This window comes from Bremerella sp. P1, assembly GCF_028748185.1.
In the GTDB taxonomy this organism is placed as follows: Bacteria; Planctomycetota; Planctomycetia; order Pirellulales; family Pirellulaceae; genus Bremerella.
In genome coordinates this window covers 2045503-2064397 of the sequence record NZ_CP118164.1, presented here as the reverse complement: position 1 = coordinate 2064397, position 18895 = coordinate 2045503, and the positions used below count along the sequence as shown (strand labels likewise).

Annotated in this window: 15 protein-coding genes and 1 tRNA gene; 9 read left to right on the top strand and 7 right to left on the bottom strand. The window is 54.8% G+C overall.

The features are described 5' to 3' along the window. The first annotated feature begins 364 nt into the window (after window positions 1-364). From PSR63_RS08505 to PSR63_RS08485, 5 genes are all read left to right on the top strand, one after another. Entirely contained in the window at window positions 365-919 is a 555-nt protein-coding gene (locus PSR63_RS08505; protein WP_274332401.1) for an RNA polymerase sigma factor, read from the top strand. A gap of 18 nt (window positions 920-937) precedes the next feature. Beyond that, window positions 938-1648 carry a hypothetical protein gene (locus tag PSR63_RS08500; protein WP_274332399.1) on the top strand — a complete coding sequence of 237 codons (711 nt, stop codon included), beginning with the start codon at window positions 938-940 and terminating at the stop codon, window positions 1646-1648. 87 nt (window positions 1649-1735) lie between these two features. Beyond that, window positions 1736-2701, top strand: coding sequence for a PDZ domain-containing protein (locus PSR63_RS08495; RefSeq protein WP_274332397.1), 966 nt, complete (start codon window positions 1736-1738; stop codon window positions 2699-2701). 155 nt (window positions 2702-2856) lie between these two features. Then, window positions 2857-4785 carry a sigma-54-dependent Fis family transcriptional regulator gene (locus PSR63_RS08490; RefSeq protein ID WP_274332396.1) on the top strand — a complete coding sequence of 643 codons (1929 nt, stop codon included), beginning with the start codon at window positions 2857-2859 and terminating at the stop codon, window positions 4783-4785. Between the two features lie 198 nt (window positions 4786-4983). Then, a tRNA-Lys gene (locus tag PSR63_RS08485) sits at window positions 4984-5056 on the top strand. A gap of 1448 nt (window positions 5057-6504) precedes the next feature. Here PSR63_RS08485 and PSR63_RS08480 read toward each other — a convergent pair. The 5 genes from PSR63_RS08480 to PSR63_RS08460 all read right to left on the bottom strand — a co-directional run bounded on the left by PSR63_RS08480 (window position 6505) and on the right by PSR63_RS08460 (window position 9913). Continuing rightward, window positions 6505-7650, bottom strand: a complete 1146-nt coding sequence (locus PSR63_RS08480; protein WP_274332394.1) for a tyrosine-type recombinase/integrase — start codon at window positions 7648-7650, stop codon at window positions 6505-6507. Between the two features lie 13 nt (window positions 7651-7663). Next, on the bottom strand, window positions 7664-8518 hold the full coding sequence (locus tag PSR63_RS08475) for a rolling circle replication-associated protein (protein WP_274332392.1): 855 nt from the start codon (window positions 8516-8518) through the stop codon (window positions 7664-7666). A gap of 430 nt (window positions 8519-8948) precedes the next feature. Beyond that, complete coding sequence (locus PSR63_RS08470; protein WP_274332391.1) at window positions 8949-9197, bottom strand: hypothetical protein; 249 nt, start codon at window positions 9195-9197, stop codon at window positions 8949-8951. 127 nt (window positions 9198-9324) lie between these two features. Beyond that, window positions 9325-9615, bottom strand: coding sequence for a hypothetical protein (locus PSR63_RS08465; protein ID WP_274332389.1), 291 nt, complete (start codon window positions 9613-9615; stop codon window positions 9325-9327). A 22-nt stretch (window positions 9616-9637) separates the two neighbouring features. After that, on the bottom strand, window positions 9638-9913 hold the full coding sequence (locus PSR63_RS08460; RefSeq protein ID WP_274332388.1) for a hypothetical protein: 276 nt from the start codon (window positions 9911-9913) through the stop codon (window positions 9638-9640). A 637-nt stretch (window positions 9914-10550) separates the two neighbouring features. On the opposite strand from PSR63_RS08460, the gene PSR63_RS08455 reads away from it, so the two are divergent. From PSR63_RS08455 to PSR63_RS08445, 3 genes are all read left to right on the top strand, one after another. Continuing rightward, on the top strand, window positions 10551-11471 hold the full coding sequence (locus PSR63_RS08455; RefSeq protein WP_274332376.1) for a hypothetical protein: 921 nt from the start codon (window positions 10551-10553) through the stop codon (window positions 11469-11471). Between the two features lie 70 nt (window positions 11472-11541). Then, window positions 11542-12165 (top strand): CDP-alcohol phosphatidyltransferase family protein, encoded by a 624-nt coding sequence (locus PSR63_RS08450; RefSeq protein WP_274332375.1) that lies wholly within the window; start codon window positions 11542-11544, stop codon window positions 12163-12165. 168 nt (window positions 12166-12333) lie between these two features. After that, the gene (locus tag PSR63_RS08445) at window positions 12334-13068 is read left to right on the top strand and encodes a family 16 glycoside hydrolase (protein ID WP_274332373.1); all 735 of its coding nucleotides are present in this window, start codon (window positions 12334-12336) and stop codon (window positions 13066-13068) included. 44 nt (window positions 13069-13112) lie between these two features. Here the strand turns inward: PSR63_RS08445 and PSR63_RS08440 are convergent, their stop codons facing one another. Next, the gene (locus PSR63_RS08440; protein ID WP_274332371.1) at window positions 13113-13778 is read right to left on the bottom strand and encodes a toxin-antitoxin system YwqK family antitoxin; all 666 of its coding nucleotides are present in this window, start codon (window positions 13776-13778) and stop codon (window positions 13113-13115) included. A gap of 428 nt (window positions 13779-14206) precedes the next feature. Between PSR63_RS08440 and PSR63_RS08435 the strand changes: the two genes are divergently transcribed. Beyond that, a complete protein-coding gene (locus PSR63_RS08435; protein WP_274332369.1) occupies window positions 14207-17002 on the top strand; it encodes a hybrid sensor histidine kinase/response regulator in 2796 nt (931 codons plus the stop codon). 227 nt (window positions 17003-17229) lie between these two features. Here PSR63_RS08435 and PSR63_RS08430 read toward each other — a convergent pair whose 3' ends face one another. Continuing rightward, on the bottom strand, window positions 17230-18891 hold the full coding sequence (locus tag PSR63_RS08430; protein WP_274332367.1) for a CRTAC1 family protein: 1662 nt from the start codon (window positions 18889-18891) through the stop codon (window positions 17230-17232). Between the last annotated feature and the right edge of the window lie 4 nt (window positions 18892-18895).

The following is an 18895-nucleotide window of genomic DNA, read 5'->3' as shown; positions in this document are numbered from 1 at the left end:
CTTTTGCTGCAGGCTCCGCGGCCAGAAGGCCAGAAGCACTCATTACAATCGCCGCAAGGCATAGTGCGGCAGGGGCTAAGCAGCGTTTCATCATCGGAACTCCAAGCAGTTGGGGCTAGTAGACTGACGGCCGAAGGGGCCGCACCGGGAAAAGAAAAAGGGACGTGCTTTGAGAAACATTATCAAGCCGAAAATTCCGGAAGTCTAGCGTTCTCCGTGATTTACGAAACAAACCAACCCACATTTTCGTACGTAGAACAAGAGTTTGAGTTTGCTTGCACAAGCACCTGAGATTTTTTGCGAAAATTATCGGTCCCGGCCGCAAGGTTTTCAGCCCGGCGGTAACTAACCCTCTGAATACAGGATGAACCCCATCGAGTTGCCAGGAGACAACGTGAAGCCTGAGCCCGCACAACTGCTACAGCAGCATGAGCGATGGCTGAGGACTGCGCTTTACGCCCGGCTTCGTAATCCGGTGGAGGTTGACGACGTGATGCAGGAGACGGTCACCGCAGCGTTGGAAAATTGGCAGCAGATAAGGGACCCCAACGCTGTGGGACCGTGGCTCTACAAGATCGCCATTCGCCAGGCTCTCTTGTATCGCCGCAAGCAAGGCCGGATTCGTAAATTGCACGATGCGGTCGAGCAGAACCTGCCCCCGAAAACAAACGCCGAGGCGAACCCGTTGGATTGGCTGCTGGCCGAAGAACGCAACGAGTTAGTCCGTCAGGCGATGAACGAATTACCAAGACGCGATGCTGAAATCCTGCTGCTCAAGTACACCGAGCAGTGGAGCTATCGCGAGATCAGCGAGCGACTGGGCGTAAGTACCAGCGCCGTGGAAGCCAGACTTCATCGTGCTCGTCAAAGATTACGAGAGCGATTGGTGGCCCGAGAAATTGTTTCGACGGCAACCTGAACCACAGTGAACCAACCCATGAATGATTCATCCGATCCCATTGACGACCGTCAGTTCGACCGCCTGGTCGATGGAGAACTTTCGCCCGAAGAATACCGCGAGGTTCTTTCGCAACTAGATCAAATGCCAAATGGTTGGCGACGATGCGCCCATGCGTTCCTTGAGTCACAAGCGCTGGGGCAATCTCTGCCGATGGTGATGCAGACCACTCCGTCATGCCCCCAGACTGAGTCGGCACCTTCGGCAGAGAAGTCGTCCACCCACCACGGTACTGCCTCCTTTCGCCGTATGGAAACCCTGGCGGCCATGGCGGCTTCCGTAGCGATTGCGTTCGGCCTGGGGTGGTACATCTCAGGCATGGAGAACACCACGGTCGATGCGCCCGGCCCAGGCGGCTATGCCCAAAACGTGCCGGACCCCATCGGGCCGCCTGATGCACCCGTGCACACGGTGCAGAAGCCCCAGTTCGTCTACGTCAATCAATGGGATGGCAATCAAGGCGGCGGCATGCCGATCCCTATCGACCACAACAAGCAATACGATCCGAAGGCCACGTGGGATGCTTCGTGGGGGATGAGCCCCGAGCAACTGCAGAAGCTGAAGGATTCCGGGCAACCGTTTCAAACCAAGAACCGCTTGATTCCTGTTTCTCTGGAAAACGGCGAGCGGGTCGTGGTTCCGGTGCAGGATGTGATTGTCTACGAAAAGCCAGATATGCCTTATCACTAATTCACGATTCGCCCCACGGGCACCAGCACGCATTAACTACCCGAACTCAAACACACTTGAACCCCCACACATAAAAGGAGTGAAAGCATGAAGGTCAGAAATTGGTTCATGGCCGCGATCTTAGCAACCGGCGTCGTCGCCGTACCTATGATGCAGGTCGCCACCGCCGATGAACCGGCTCAAGAGGAAGCCAAGGTCGAAGCCAAGCAAGAAGAGCCAGCGGCAAAGAAGTATTGGCTTGGCATTCAGTTGGCTCCGACACCTGAGATTTTGAAGAAGCACGTCGAGCGTCTGAAGGACGGCGGCGCGATGGTCGCCGGAGTCGCTCCGGAAAGCCCTGCCGAAAAGGCCGGACTGAAAGCAGGCGATCATGTTTTGAAGATAAATGACGTCACGATTAGTTCGCCTATGCAGGTGATCAAAATCGTGGGCGATAGCGACGGCAAAGCCCTCACTGTACGTCTTCTGCGTGGCTTGGAAATCGAGTCGCTGACCGTTCAACCGGAAGAAGCTCCTGAAAACTTGATCTCGGCCATGCAACCGCAAATTCAAGCCGTCCCAGGCGTTCGCGTGCAGCCAGCCAAGCCAAGTCAGCGTCTGCGTTTCTTTGGCCCTGGTCAGGTCGTCCCACCTCAAGTGCGACTGCAGGCCCTGGAGCAGGACATGCCTCAGAACATGATGATCCGCGTGGAAAAGAAGGGTGACGGACCGACTAACTTGCACATCGAACGCGAAGGCAAGAGCTGGGATGTGACCGAAGAGAACATCGACGAGTTGCCAGAAGACCTGCGTCCGATTGCGAAGCGTTATCTCGCTCAGGGTGCTGCCGGCAACAACATCATCATCGGTGGTCAGGATGTTCCGTTCATCGAACTTCAAGAGATGATCAAGGACATGGGACCACAAGGGTTGCCTGGCAACGCCGACTTCGAGAAGCGTATCCAGGAAGAGATGAAGCAAATGCATGAAATGATCCGCAAGATGCACGAGCGGATGGAACGCATGCCAGTCCCCCAGCAGCCCGCCCCCAAAGACGCACCTAACGAAGTGTAGTCACACACGAAGACTGCTGATTGATCCTGGTCCTGCCTTTGTTAGCCAGGAGACGACGGAGCCGCCGGCCCACAATCGTGGACTGGCGGCTTTTTTTGTATAACGTAGGCGAAGCCTGAACTCCGTTCTTATTCGCCGAGCTGCTGTCGTACCTTATGAACGCTACCGATCACGATCCTTTTCAACTGCTGGGCGAAGCCATTCAGGAGAACCCGCGTCTGGCCACCATGCTGACGCAGCTCTGGCGACAGCTCGATACGGCCCAGGATTTGACGCAGCTGTTCGATGGGATCTGTAAGGCACTCGCCAAGTCGTTTCCCAACTCGGCGGCTCAACTTCTGCGGCAGCAAACGACCGGGGATTGGAAGGTGGTCGCCTCGGCCGGCAAGATTCGGCAAGTGACTTCCAGCCAGACCCAAGCGTGGATGCAGTCTGACATCTCTCCCGGAGACCCGGCCGCCTTTTCGCTGGCCCTGGAAAACGAACCGCATCGCCTGTTGGTGATCGAAGGCGTACAGGACCTGCCGACTCGGTCACTGCAGGCAATCGCCCAGGTAACGCGTTTTGCGGTCAAACGCTTCATTGAAAACCAGAACAAGAACGACCGCTCGCGACGTCTCAAGGCCATGCTGACGATGGTTCAGCGGTGGCAGCAGACCGACGATCTCATTTCGCTGCTCAATGAAATGGCCGAGTCGTCGACCGAGTTCTTCGGTGCCGAGCGGGCCAGTATCTTTCTGTGGGACAAGCCCAAGCATCAACTGGTCGGTCGGCCGGCCCTGGGGGTCGAAGATGGCAAGCTGGTCGTGCCGGATGACAAAGGGGTTGTCGGAGCGGTCGTACAAACGGGCGAACCGCGCCGCGTTGATGACATGCTGGGGCATGAAGTTAATCGCGACATCGATAAGAAGCTCGAGTTTCATACCCGCAGCTTGTTGTGCGTGCCGTTGTTGGATCGCAAAGGCAAGGTGTTCGGGGCGTTCGAGCTAATCAACAAAGTCGACGGCAACTTCACGACCAAGGATGAACAAGGTCTCGTGGAAGTGGCTGTCCACGCGGCAGCCGTGTTGGAAAGTTCGCAGCAGATCGCCGAGCTGGTCGAAAGCCGCGATCGCATCGCCCAGGCCCAGGCCGCCGAGATCCAACTGATCGGCGAGTCGCCAGCGATGATGGAGCTACGCAGGAACATCGAACGCATCGCCGCGACCAAGCTGCCTGTCTTGGTGCTGGGCGAGAATGGTAGCGGTAAGGAAGTCGTCAGCCGCATGATTCACTACAACAGCGACCGCCGCAGCCAACCGCTGGTCGCCGTGAACTGTGCGGCCCTGCCGGATACGCTTTTGGAAAGCGAACTGTTTGGTCACGAGAAGGGAGCGTTCACCGGGGCGCACGAAACGAAGGCCGGTAAGTTTGAATTGGCCTCCGGCGGGACACTTTTCCTGGACGAGATTGGCGACATGAGCTTGCCAGGGCAGGCCAAGCTGTTGCGGGTACTGGAGAACCACGTCGTCACGCGGTTGGGTGGGCAGACCGATATCGAGACCGATGTCCGCGTCATTGCGGCCACCAACCAGGACCTGCCCAAGCTGGTCAAAGAGAAGAAGTTCCGCCAGGACCTGTTCTATCGGTTGGATGTCGTCTCGATTAACTTGCCGCCGCTGCGCGACCGCGGGAACGATATCTTGATTCTCGCCCATCAGTTCCTCGAGCAGTTTTCGCGAAAGGCCCACCGCGAGATCCCGATGCTGTCGGCCGATGCCAAGGACCGCTTGCTCCAGCATCCCTGGCCCGGCAACATTCGCGAACTACGCAACACGATGGAGCGAATCGCGTTTCTCTGCGATCGGGAAGTCATCACGTCCGAGGTCCTGCCGCTGGAAACCAATACCGGGCCGCAAGTGCAGCAGGTTTCCGCCCAACTGGACCTGGCCGCCGCCACCGATCGCTTTCAGGCCGACTTCATCAGCTATCACCTCGGTCGAACGGGCGGAAACATGGCCCAGGCCGCCAAAAACATGGGCGTTCACCGCTCGAACCTGCACCGCAAAATGAAGCAGCTAGGGCTGTTAGAAGAAAAAGACTAGCGAAGGATTGCGACCATTCGCACCTGTTTCCGCCCGCAGGGCACCCCCGAGCCCGATTTTCTTCAAGCGGCCCCTTCACCCCAGCCGAGAAAAGCGGTAAAGTATGCGTTTCGCCCACGGCCCCCCTGGCCAATAAGGCGAAACTGAGAAGACCAAGCGAACCCAGACGGCCGCGAAGGTCTCCTTGCTAAAACAAACGCTCCCTTAGCTCAATTGGCAGAGCAACTGACTCTTAATCAGTAGGTTGTTGGTTCGATTCCAACAGGGAGCACTTCTTAAACCTCGTAGGTGTCAGCACTTGCGAGGTTTTCTTACGCGCTGAAAATCGGTGTCACGAGGGAATTGTCATCAAATTTGTCACTTCAGGCAACTCCATTCCTTGTAACATTTGTGTAATTGCGTAACGTTTATGTAGTGTTTGAATTTTGTATTGCAATAATCAAACACTTCTCTGTTGCATCGCAACCGACAACCCCGATACAAGAAAGGCAACCCCGGGAACTAAGTCGCGGGGTTGCAGTTTTGCTCATTCATTTTCTAGCGTCGTCGACGCCAGTAGCCGTTTACGAATACAGTTTTTAGGCCAAAGCCATAACTGTACGGCGGCCGCCGAAAGTGAGACCGTACGAATTCAATCATTGTGGTCTGTTCCCTAAATGGGTCTACGAAGAGCCATTCGGAACTCGACCGCGAACTTACGATACCCCTACCGGTTGTTCGCAATCGGTCCTCGTCTGCTGGTTGGCTCGCCACCACGGACGATAAAGAGCCGCAAGTTACTACACTGCAATGTAGTGCTTGCGGTTTCTTTTTTGGATTTGTGCTATCGAAATCCCTTGTCGCATGGAAACAGCGTTTCCTAAGCCTCCTGTGTTATCTGACTTCTTGTCGCAAAGAATTGGCTGATTGAGCCTGGCCATTTACCGTAGTAGACCAGGGATCGCTTGGTTAAGTGGACAAAATTTTGTTTAGAGAGTCCACCGAAGTCAGATTGACATGCCGGCCGCTAAGCCGTTTAATGCAGCAATGCTGAGTTTAGTGTTATTCTCTAACTCACTACATGGATTCGAGCTAATTCGTTTGCAGCAATTCAGCTCAATCCGCCAATTCAACTGGCCGCAGAGTTCCCCCTCTGCGGCTTTTTCTTTGGACCCATCCCGCTAGGCGGCGTTTTTCCTCGTCCCGCGTGATAGCATCCAACTCTTCTACTCGGATTTTGACCGAGGTGCCATCCTGGGAAAAGCCCGCTTTTTCCTCTGGGGAAAATTTTTTCTTAATTAACCGTTCCCGTTCACGAGTTAAAGCTTGACCTTTCTCTGCCGGTTCTCAACGAATTCGTGTTCCTTTTTGTACAGGTGTTGACACCGGCTTTTGCATCTACTATCCATGCCGCCGATTATACCACGGTGGAACCGATTGAAAACAGCAACGCCAATTTGGATGTAGTAAGCCCATTTTATATTCTGGGATTGACACCAAATAGCATGAGAACGGCGATGGACTCGAACCAGGTTATTGTCACTTGCATATCTCCCGAAAAGAACTTGACAGTCGCTGTCACATGCCATCGATGTGGTACGGTAGAGAAATTTATCGTGCCTTCATTTCACGCTTGGGTACCAGAAGCTCGGTCTGCAGGATGGCAGGTTTCTCAAGGGCTTTCGGCTGAGAATGCTTGCCCTAAATGCGTATCTGACGATGTCCCAGCTACGTTTTAACTCAAGACTGTTCCGTCGGTATCGACAATCGCTCTGCCTCAACAACGTTCCAAAGTAGCTCAGCTGTGCGTTGTGCATCTATCCCGACGTAAAACTTCAGAGTCGTCTCAATCGATTCATGCCTCATTAACTCTCGCAACTGCTGAGGTAGAAGCCTTTTCGACCACCGTTCACCGAAGGATCGCCTGAAGTCGTGAATGCTGGCAAACTTCTTCTTCCCTGTTCGGCGATCGACATTAACGACGATTCCGGCAGTTCGGCCAAACTCGGAAATCATCTTTGATACCCAATCGACCCTTGGGCGTTCACAAAGATATCCGAGGGGATCAAATACGAATCCTTTCCGCTGACGCTTAGGCGTTTTCAAAAGAACCTCGACAAACTCAGGGGCTAGGGCACAAACTCGATCCTGGTTCCCTTTCTCGAATTCAGCGTCAATTCGTAGCAGCGGCCAGGTGCCAGTGAGGTCAATTGAGAGAGCACCATGAGATTCCCACGAAAGTAGCAGCGACTCGGAAAGCCTTAGGCCAGACCACCACATTCCCTCAAGGTAGTGCTTCCACGATTCCACGTGTTCAGGTTTCACGACTTCGTCTACCGCTTCCAGCATGTCTTGGAATTCGGCATCGGAGATTGGGCGGCCCTTCATAACCTTGCTGCCTTTGGCCCGCTTGGGCATTTGAATCCGTGGGGTCTCGTCCATGATTCCCATTGAGACGGCCCAGTTAAAAATCGCTTTCAGGTGGCGAAGGTAGGACGCAATTGTGCGTTCCGAGAGTTTGTCGCGTCGCATCCTGGTTTGAAATTCGCTCAGGCGAATCGAAGTAATGTCAATGAGCTTGTGTGGCCGCATTCGCGTCTCGAAAACGTTCATCGACGTCTTGTAGCCTTCCTGTGATTTCTTCGCCAGGCTGGGAAGCTTCTCCGTTTCGTATCGCTCACGCAGCTCCTTCCAGGTCATCTTGTATCGGTCAACATTTCGACCGGCCCAGAGATCCGATTCCAACTTGTTCGCAGCCTTGGTTGCTTCGGCCTGGTCACTCGTCTTGGCGGATCGCTGCCGCACCTGGCCGGTAAGCGGATCTTGCCAACGCAACACCAGGTACTTGCCTTGCACCTTAACGACTTTCACTTTCGGAGCACTCATTGCAGCCTGGTTCCTAGATGCCTGCCTTCAGGTCTTCTTCATGCTCGAACTTCGCGATGATCCAATCGAGCTGATCGAGTTCCTCATTCGTGACATAGAGCGGCAACGACTTTTCAATCTTCTGATTGAGGGCCTTGGCGATCTTCCAAAAGGGCGTTTCCACGTTCCGCACGAATCGCCTTACTTCCTCAAGTTGGCCGTCGTCGCGAGTCACCACGGCAACATGGATGATGACGGCCTCTTGTTTGCATTTAGCCAGGCGTTGGCGGATCGTCGATTTTGGCACCGCTTCGCTTTCGTCTTGCTTGGCCGTGCACTCAATGCACACACAGCCCTCGGGATGCTCGAATTCGGTACACCATTCAATCTCTGGCGGCTCATCGGTGGCGATGTCTTCGGTGGGTTCTGCCGGTGGTGTAAGGAGGCATCGGCTTGTTTCGTAGCGTCTGATTCGGCGTGTTGAATCGAGCACCCAATCGGGGTAGCCGTGATCGGGATGCTTGATCATATATTTGCATGCGTAATGAGCGGCGTGCTCTGCACCGACAAAATTGTGATCGGTCGCAGAGAATCGAATCGAACCGAAGCCAGGTCGCGTACCTTCAACGGGCCCTGCCCAGCCAGGCCGGAACGAGTTCCAGATATCGCACATAACGGAAAAGGGAATCCGCGTGGCATCCAGCAAAACGTGCCAATGAGGCATCCCGTTCTTTTGCCACTCGACGACGCAGAACCAGCGGCCTGAATGAAGGTGGCCGAGATCTTTGAGTCTGTTGATAGTTCGCGATACGGCTCGTTGTTCCTTGACATACCAATAGGCATCTTTCGGAGAGTTGAAGAGCTGAGGATCGACGGTGAATGTCCACATTTGAAGATTCGTAAATGTTGAAAGCACGGGAATGAGTTTCTCACGCAGCTCGAGCCCACGGCCTACGCAGCATTGAGGGCAGAAGCGGCTCTTGCATTTGCAGGAATGAATCTCGAAACGTTGGTTGATCGTTTGGGGGAGTTCACTATTTCGCGTCTCTCTTGGACAGTATTCCTGTCTTGATTCAAGATAAGGCGACGGGTCGTCGGGGCCGGGCGTCGCTTCGCTCCGCCCGACCCGCTCCTCCCCGTCCCTCGCAGTTGAAGAACGGAGACAACCCGTCACGGCGTCCCTTTCGTGAACGCATTTTTGATCTGCACAAGCGCAGCAATCCCTGGTATCCTTGATGGACATGAAAAGGTTTCCTGAATGGGAGACGCCATGCGGCCCCGGAACGTCAGTTTGCCGACAGAGTTCCGAGGGCCTTTTTTTATGCGGCGTGCCTGGTGATGGTTTCCTTGGAAATGAACGATTGAAGCTCTGCGACCAGGTGCTTGGCGTCCTTCACGGTCAGACCGTCAACACCGAGTGATCGAAGGGACATCTTTAAGAGCACGGCCTCACCTGGCCGGTAGACTAGGCTGAGATCCGGTGTGATTTGGGTCACGTGTCGCGGTGGAGGCATGAACTCGGCAACCGATGGCACGCGTGGAAATGAGATCGTGCTTACGACAGACATCAGGCTTTTCTCCTTTCGCCCTAAGCAGGCTTGATTGAATTGGTAGCGTTTCCATACGGGCGACCAGGGGAACCATAGAGCCTCAAGGTTCCCCTGGACCCCTCCTTCTCCAACAAAGCGCGACGGGCTAGGCGGCTCGCTGCCCTGCACTGCGAAGGCCGAGAGCGAAAGGAAGCTCACCGAGCGTGGCGACCCTGATTCGGCGAGTACCTAAGACCTTTCCTTCCTCGTGAATGAGTTGATGACCACACCAGCCTCTGTTGGGCGGCTCTTGCGGATGAATTACCGAGAGGCCAATTGCTGCGGTAGTGAACGCTTCGATGAGTTCGTCGGGTTCGCGCCCAAAGTGGTCTCGCATCGCGATGAGCGTTTCATAAATCGGACGAGTAACGAGGACTTTTTGCATTGCCGGGTACATGATTCGAAACTCCTTTTCGAAACTAAGAACTGGATTCTGAGACGTAGGTGTCCCTGCGTTCTTCTTGCTTTTCGCGGAACCGATGGGGCTCGGCTTCTAAGGCAAGATCCCACTTAAAACGCAGGCCAGGTCGCTTCGGAGTTTTCAGCTTGATGCGTCCATCCGCGACGGCTGCGACGAGTTCCAAGAGAGTTGCGTTGACCTGGCATTTCTTGCTGTCGCACGCTGTCCGAAACTTCTTCCAAAGATCATCAGGCGCGTAGAACGACCGCTTTTTCATGTCGAGATCGTAGGGCATCACGGAACCTCTAAGTGAGTTGAGGGACCGACGTTCAGAACGGCAACGCGAGCGTAGGCTGCATTGATTTTGGCTAGCAAGAGTTACCGGTCAGAACGTCATGAAATTCAACAACGTTCTTGGACTACCGGTAAAAAGCCAGGGCCATCTTGTCGTTTAATTCGACGCTAGTTTCACCCTTTTGACTCGTTGTCCTTACTCGGGACCTTTCGAGGGCGAATCTAACGTCATTTGCTATTATTTGATGGTTCCCTGGCTCCCGCCCCAGAAGGGACGAATAGCCTAGATGGGAGTACTGATCGACCATCTGATTCTGAATCCTTAAACAGTCGTGGTAATTTTTTCCTTCGCTGCCGTTTGTGCGGCTACGGCGGTGTCACCTAAAACTGTCACCGGATGATCAGCGGGAAAGAGATCGACAGGCGTTTTCGCTCGGGAAAATCACCCATCTTTTTCGGAAATACTGTCCTGGAGCCAACTCTTAATCAGTAGGTTGTAGGTTCGATTCCTACAGGGAGCACTCAGAAGCCGGCCTTTTGGGCCGGCTTTCTTCGTTCTTGCCTGATAATTCCGGGGTTTCGTCGCTTTCTAGCGTTTCCTTCGTCGGTGCGGCCTTGGCGACATCAAGGGCCATTTGATGACATTCGGAGTCATCTGTCGGTGCAAGCTTTTTGGCTTCTTCCTGCTCACGCTCGAAAGCCGGTGGGGCTGGCAGGTTCCCAATTGCGGAAATCTGCTGCTCGTACTGCTGATGGGTGTAAACCTATTCCATCAGGAAGTTATATTCGGGGCACTCTTGCTCATCGCCGAAAAGTTGCTTTCCATCTGTCATGTTGGGATACTGACTTACCTTGCTCTTGATGTATCGTTTGTCACCTCTCCAATCAGCTGGGCGGGCCTCGATGTGGTGGATGAAGGTACCGAATCTTGTTTGACAGCGCAAAGCTCACGTCGCTGGTCGATTAGCTATAGCCTCTTTGCGCTAATGTTCATCGTGCTGGTGTTAGGGTTTTGTTGTGGGTGGCTCGCCTTAGCGATGCGTCAGGCAGACCAAAACCGGCGAGCTAACGCGCGAGTTGAGGAGCAAAATGTTGCAATTGGCAAGTTGGACTTTTTAGTACTTACGCGAACAGCTCGTAAGCCGAGCATGCTGGGTAGGTGGATTGGCGATCCTGGCAGAAAAGAAATCCATTGGGTGCAAGCTGCAGAACGTCCGTTGGATGATGCAACAATTACAGAACTTGTCACATTGTTATTGGATGTGCCAAGTGTGGAAAAGCTTGATCTGCGCTTCACCGCGGTTTCAGATAGAGGCTTAAAACGCGTTGGTGAACTTGATCATTTGAAAGAATTGTTTCTCGGCTACGAGCAAACTCCCACGGGTGCCAAGAATGCTTCTCAAGGCATCACGGACGTTGGAATAAGGCACCTGACCCGTCTCAAGAATCTGGAATTCCTGTCTGTACAGAACACAAATGTAACGGAAGAAGGGCTAAGAGAATTTGCTGAGGCGATTCCCGATTGCCGCATCGTTACCCATTTGGGTTTGTTGCGTTGAGCACGACTCGACAATACGCGTGCGCAGCAGTTTTCTGAAAGCCGGTTATAGTGGGCTAGGAGGAAGTGCCTTGGATAGTAGCCCAATCGAACCACAGCAGAACCGTTGGCTGACGGCGCCGAACGTGGTCACGAGTCTCCGAATTATCGGTTCGCCTGTGATGATCGTTCTGGCCTATCAGCAGCAATCGATGGCGGTGGCCATCTTGGTTGCGTTTCTGGTTTTTACGGAGTGGCTCGATGGCGTGCTGGCCCGTACGCTTCATCAGCATTCGGCACTGGGGGCTCGCCTGGATACGGTTGCCGACGCAGCGTTCTACACGTCTCTGTTGATTGCCATCGGGCTGATGTTTCCTGACGTGACGGTCCGCGAGGCGTGGTGGATTGCCGCGGCGATTGTCAGCTACGCGATTAGCTGGCTCGTCGCACTGATCAAGTTCCGCACGCTTCCCAGTTACCACACCTGGCTGGCCAAGGGAGCGTGGCTGATTGTGGGGATCGGCATTGTGTCGCTCGTGGCCGATTGGAGTCGTTGGCCTTTTCGGGCCGCGATGCTTTGCGTTGTGCTGGCGAACCTCGAAGCGATCGCGATTTCGCTTGTCATTGCTGAGCAACAAGTGGATATCCCCACGATTTGGCATGCCTGCCAACGGCAATCCGGTGGCACGTCCAGCCCACCCGATGCGCCGCATTAAACGACAGGGGCAAAACGCGACCGTGTAGCGAATAACCTTAGCGCGGCAAGAAAAGAGCTTTCTCCGGCAATGAAAGAGGATTTATTGCTTTTGCCGCGCGCTAAAACATGCGAATCTAGGACGGTTCCATACGCTATCTGCACCTGTCCCCATCAAGAGTAACCCACCATGCTACGCACGCTCGTTTGCCTCTCGTTGTTTTGGATCACCACGTTTTCGTTCGCCACGGCTTTCGCGAATGAGAAGGATCCGTCTTCCCTTGGCGAGTTGCAGTTCTCGGATCAGTTCGAGCGAGACGAATCGGTTCCTGGAAAGGAAGAAGTGGGCGAAGGTTGGACAACCAACAGTCCCTGGCGGGCCGATGGCAACCAGCAGGTCGACCTGGTGGACGGGGCCATTCACATTACCCGGTATCCAACCGCCGACCATGGCGTGGCCGTTTTCCATCCGGTTGATTTCGAGGATGGAGCCGTCGAGCTACGATTCCATTTGCGCAAAGGTGACCAGCTCGGAATCGACTTCGCCGACAAGCAGTTGAAGACGGTCCACGCAGGCCATCTTTTCATTGTCAAAGTCACGCCGACGAGTCTGATCCTCCAAGATTCCAAAACGGGCCAGATGAATTTGAAAAACCGCGAGCGAATTGCGGCGGGTGATAAGTCGCCCGAGTTGAAGAAGTTGTTGGACTCGAAGAGATTCAAGGCTCCTCTCAACCTGACGCCTGATAAGTGGTACACGCTGCTGATGCAAGTCCAAGGAGACACGCTGACGGTCTCGATCGATGGTAAGCAGGTTGGCCAGTTCAAGTCCGAAGGCATTGCCCATCCCACGAAACGCCACATCTCTTTGGCCGTTCCCAAAGAAGCCTGGGTGGACGATGTGAAGATCTGGAAGGCGAAATAGCTGGCGCGTCCTGGCGGCCAGCGGCCCCAGTGATCCCCGATGCGTTACTTATTCAATCGCTCGGCCAGAAACTGCATCAAATCGGTTTTGTTGGCAAACTCCGTCTCGGTGCCGTCGGGGTCGAAGCCGGATGCTTTCAGCAGGTGGCCGCCGGAGAACTTGCCTTGGATCAGCGGCTTGCCGTCTTTATAGAAGTACGTGCATTCACCGTGCAGACGGTCTTTGATCGTGTGACCACGGAAGAGCAGATTACCGTCCGCATAGTATAGCTCTTCCTGGCCGACCTTCTGTTGGTTGGCGAACTGCGCTTTGAGCAGCATTCCGCCGCCCAGGGAAAGCTCGGTTGGCCCGTCGAGAAATAACTTCTTGGTCTTCGGATCCAACTTTGCCAGCATCAGCTGCTTCTCGATTGGAAAGCCATGGGACTTGAGCTCGTTCGGTTTGTAGAGCATGTAGAACAGATAGTCGTCACGGTCGTTGGACGCGTAGACATAGGCCTTGGCTGGCACATTGTCGGTGGGGTCTTCCTTGACGCGAATCCACGTTGCGCCATCGAAATCGACGGTCGGTGGAAACTCGTATTCTTGCCCATCTTTCTTCTCCACCAGGGGCTCGGTCGGCAGCTTGGCAGGGATCGGATAAGGGTCGCTCGGACCACAACCGATCAGTGGCGACATCACCAAAAGCAACAGCAGCAGACGATACGACATCGCGAAATCCTACGCAGAGGGCAATCAAGGGTGTGAGACAAGCGAAACTTTGTAACGGTTCCAAGGCCGGCAAGCAATTTGTGATGCCTGATTTATCGAACGAGTACTTGAGGTTTTTGCCTCAAGAGCTTCCAGTTGATGTCCAGGCTCAATTCGACGTAGATGAGTTCCGGCCTCTTGAGACAACCCGACGTCGATCTGGCCGGGCCGAATCGGCAAGGGTCGCTCGATTGTTGCTCGTGGGTCGAGACGACGAGAGGGGCCGATTACAGGCTGATCGTTGGAGGCTGGCCAGCATGGGGTAACTTTCCTTTGTTGCCAAACTTAGGAGGCATTTTTGTTGTCCATCAAATCGATCCGATATAAGCTTTAAGAGGGCACTCGTCGACTTTTCTGGGGCCTTTTTCCAAGTGAGAGGAGTGTAAGTGATGCACTCCCAATTCGAGTTTTCTAAACTACCTTCGCCAATTTCCTGGTTGGACGAGCGGCCTTCCGGTGAGATGCCGGAAGCGTTGCGGCAGGCCCAGATCGCATTTCAATCTCTGGTCGATAGCCTGCCCCTGAATCTATTGATTAAAGATGCCAGTGGGCATCGCGTTTTCGCCAATCAGAACTACCTCAAGTTTCATGATCTGAAACTCGACGAAATCATCGGCAAGTCAGACGCCGAACTGCTTCCCCCAGAGGTTGCGCGCAAGTTTACCGCGGATGATCAGCAGGTGCTGAGAACGGGCGAGGTGCTGCACAGCGTCGAGGAGCATCGCGTGCCCGATGGCACGTCGCGCTGGATCGAACGTCTCAAGAGTCCTGTTCGTGATGTCGACGGTTGTATTGTCGGGGTCCAGGTCTTGTTTTGGGATGTTACGGAAAGCCATCAGGCCCAACAAGCACTCGCCCACGAACGCTATTTGCTGCAGACGTTGATGGACAACGTGCCAGACTCGATCTATTTCAAAGACCGAGAAGGCCGGTTTCTTCGTGTCAGTCGTGCGAAAGCAGCGAAATCTGGACTGTCGGACCCCAGCGAGGCCGTTGGCAAAACAGATCATGAGTTCTTCTCGGAAGAACATGCCAATAAGGCAGATCGCGACGAACAGAAGGTGATGGACTCAGGGGAACCTCTGATCGGCCAAGAGGAACAACTTCATTGGCAGGACGGAAAGGTAACCTGGTCATCGACCACCAAGCTTCCGCTTTGTGATACCAACGGCAAAGTCGTTGGGACGTTCGGAATCTCGCGCGACATAACACAGCTGAAACTTGCTCAGGAGGAACTGCGTGAAGCTCGTGATGCCGCCGATGTGGCGAGCCGAGCCAAAAGCGAATTCCTCGCGAATATGAGTCACGAGATTCGCACGCCCATGAATGGCATTATTGGGATGACGGAACTCCTGCTCGATACGAGCCTGACATCGACCCAACGCGAATACTTGCGGATGGTGCAAGAGTCTGGCGAATCGCTGCTTTCGATCCTCAACGACATCCTCGACTTTTCCAAGATCGAAGCCGGCCGGCTGGAACTCGACTGCCATCCCTTCGATCTTCGCGATGCGTTGGGGGACACGTTGAAGCCGCTCGGCCTGCGCGCCCATTGCAAAGGATTGGAACTCGCCTATTCGATCGACGCGGACGTTCCTTTCGTCTTAGAGGGGGATTTGGGTCGACTTCGCCAGGTGGTTGTGAACCTGATCGGAAATGCCATCAAATTCACCGAGCAGGGAGAGGTCGTCCTGAACGTGCGATGCGTCGAGCATGCGACGTCGCAATGTACATTACTGTTTTCCATACGGGACACGGGCGTCGGAATCCCGGAAGAGAATCAAGCCTTGATCTTCGAAGCCTTTCAGCAGGCAGATCGATCGACGACACGCAGATTTGGAGGCACAGGCCTGGGACTTGCCATTTCTTCCAAACTCGTCGAACTGATGGGGGGCAAAGTTCGCATGGAGAGTGAGGTTGGACGTGGGAGTACCTTTTCCTTCACCGCTCAATTTGGCATATCAGATATTGCTCCCAGCGATGGAAAAGACCACTCGTTGTCGCTGACGGACACTTCCGTACTCGTCGTGGATGACAATGCCACCAATCGCCGTATCCTCTGCGACATGTTGTCCAGTTGGGGTCTGAAGCCAACGTTGGCATCCAATGCCCATGACGCGATGCAATGCTTGCGATCCGCCGAGCATCGGGGCGATCCGATCTCGATCGTCCTCACCGACGTCAATATGCCCGAGGCGGATGGATTTGACCTGGCAAAGTGGGTTCGCGACGAACAAGCCGTTGCCCAAACGCCGCTGATTATGCTCACCTCGGCGGCCAAGCTAGGCGATGCGGAACGCCGAACGGCACTGGGGGTTGCTGCGCATCTGATCAAGCCGATCAAGCAGTCGGAACTGTTTGAGACCATCGTCACGGTGTTGGGCGTCAAAACATCCATCGATTCTCCCAGTCCTGATCAAGAAAAGGTGCTGTCGGAACTGAAGGGGCTGCGTGTACTTCTCGCGGAAGATAACATCGTTAATCAAAGACTCGCAACGGGCGTTTTGAATAAGCTTGGCTGCCAGATTACGATCGCGTCGAATGGGGCGAAGGCGATCGAGACTTGGAAGTCGGGTGAATTCGACGTTGTGTTGATGGATGTGGAAATGCCTGAATTGGATGGGATGCAAGCAACGGCAGAGATCCGCCACCAGGAAGAAGGTACCGGCCGGCACATTCCGATTATCGCCATGACTGCCCACGCGATGGTTGGCGACCGAGAGCGATGTTTAAGTGCTGGGATGGACGACTATCTTTCCAAGCCGGTCCGCTTTCGTGAAATCAAGCAAAAGCTATTTCAAATCTTTGGCACCAGTAGCGAAGCTCCAAGTCAGCCGGTAAGTACCAACAGCCTGATCAACTGGAAATCGGTACTGGATGCAGCGGATGGTGATCGAGAGTTGGTCGGAGTCGTGATCGATGCGTTTCTGGAAGAGCTCGATATGCTGATGCCCCGAATTCGCACTGCTATTAGCGAGGGCAATAGCGAATCGCTGCGACGAGCCGCTCATACGCTCAAAGGTAACTTGCTGTCCGTGGGGGCTAACGATGCCGCCGAAGTCGCGCATAAGCTCGAGCAGATTGGTGGCTCGGGAGACTTAGACAGTGCCGACGAGACGCTTACGTCGCTTACGCAGCAATTGGATGCCGTGCTCCCCGAATTGAAGAGCGGACCACCTTCCTGAACCGAATTCGATGATCAATAGGACCAACCGCGCCCAGCCTATCGAGCGAGCTTGCTGACATCGGCAAAATCGTCAGGGAAATTATGAAACGCGATTGACTCTGGGATTGCGAGACTTGCGTGAAGCGGTGCATCCCAATCCGTGGGTGGTGGGATTGATTCTCAAGGGCGATCTTTCTGGCCTCTAGCTTGAAACAGCTTGGTACTTCTCGCTGCTGATGCACGTGCTTACGGCATCTTCATGTCAACTCGTCGATTTACCGTCAGTTCGGTGCCAGTGGTTCGTCCGCTATCGTGTGGATGGATGAACTCCAGATCAACTTTCTCGATATCACCGAGCCCAAAGTGTACGACCGCTTCCTGGCCGGAGCAGTAGCCGTAGCCGATGGCGATCTCGCGCGAGCCGATCAGGTGTTCGTTCTGTCCCAGCTTGCCGGCAGGGTAAACGTTCACACGCGTGCCGATGCCCATGCGATTGATTGGGTCGCTTCCTTGCACCGTGACCTGCAGCCAGTTGCCGCCGGGCGTTTCGTTCTTCAGCAGTAGCGATGGCGACTCGATCCACCAGTTGGGCAGAAACATATCGAGCTTGCCGTCGCGGTCGAAGTCGCTGGTCGGGCCGGGGGCCATGTAGATGATCTGATGATCAGCGATCAGCTTGTCGAAGAACGCTCCGGTTCGTTTGACGGCCAGGTCTTCCTTCGTAGGGAAGTCATTCACGTCCCAGCCGGTCACTTCAAACTTGGGAACGCCATCCTGCTGGCCCAGGTTTCGATAGATGATGGGGCAGGGCTGGTCCCCTTTGAATTTGACGATACTAACGTAGATGTCCGGCCAGCCATCGTTGTCGAAGTCTTGGATCTCGACGTGCGGGGCTTTCATCTGCAGTGGCTCGAGGCCTGCGGCGGCGGTGATCTCCTCGAACCTAGGCACGCCGTCGGTGACCCCTTGGTTCAGGTACAGACGAACCGGTGCCGGTGACTTCCATGGCGAGCTGAAGTGATGACCGATGACGATATCAGGCAGTTGGTCGCGGTTAATGTCGCCGATCGCCACGCCCGCCGGGGCATCTTCCGGATTGTCCAGCGTCCAGCGAAAGACTTCCCGAGCACCGGGTGCTTCGCGAAAGACCCCTTCTTTCGATCCCAACAGCAAGCGATGTTCGCCTTGGCCGTGCGTCAGGAAAATATCGGGAATGGTGTCGCCGTTCAAATCGGCTACGGCCACGCCCAGTCCGCCGAGTCCAACCGGCAGGCCGGCTTGCTTCGAGACGTCTTCGAACCGCATATCGCCCAGGTTGCGATAGAGAACCGGGCCGCGTTCGACGTCCGACGAGTAGTACTGCTCGCAGGTCAACAGGTCGAGCAGTCCATCCCCGTCGTAATCGAGGGCCGCGGCACCTCGCCCGGCGTAGCCTGGGGGGCACGTGCCGCTTTGCTCCGAGACATCGGTGAACTTGCCGTCGCCATCGTTGCGAAACAAACGACTCGGATTAGCGCGGACCCCTTCCTTGCGATTCACGCAGTTGGCGACGAACAGGTCAAGATTGCCATCGTTGGTGAAATCGGCCATCAGCGCACCACTACCGCTGCCGGATGTTTGCACGGCTTGCTGCGGGTCTAACGTGAACTTCCCTTGATCGTTTCTCAGCAGCATGCCGGCCTTCGAGCCGGAGTCGTGGAAGGTGCCAATGAATAAATCGGGATAGCCGTTGTTGTCGACATCGCCCCAGGCCGCGGCATGCCCTCGGATACCAGCGGCGGCCGGCAGTAGGCCTGACTCGCTGCCCACGTCACGGAATGTGAATGGCAAGTCTTGCCCGAGCGTGAAGGACGTCGCCAGGCCGGTCAGCAGCAGCGATAACATGCCAATGGTGATGCAGGTTTTCATGAGT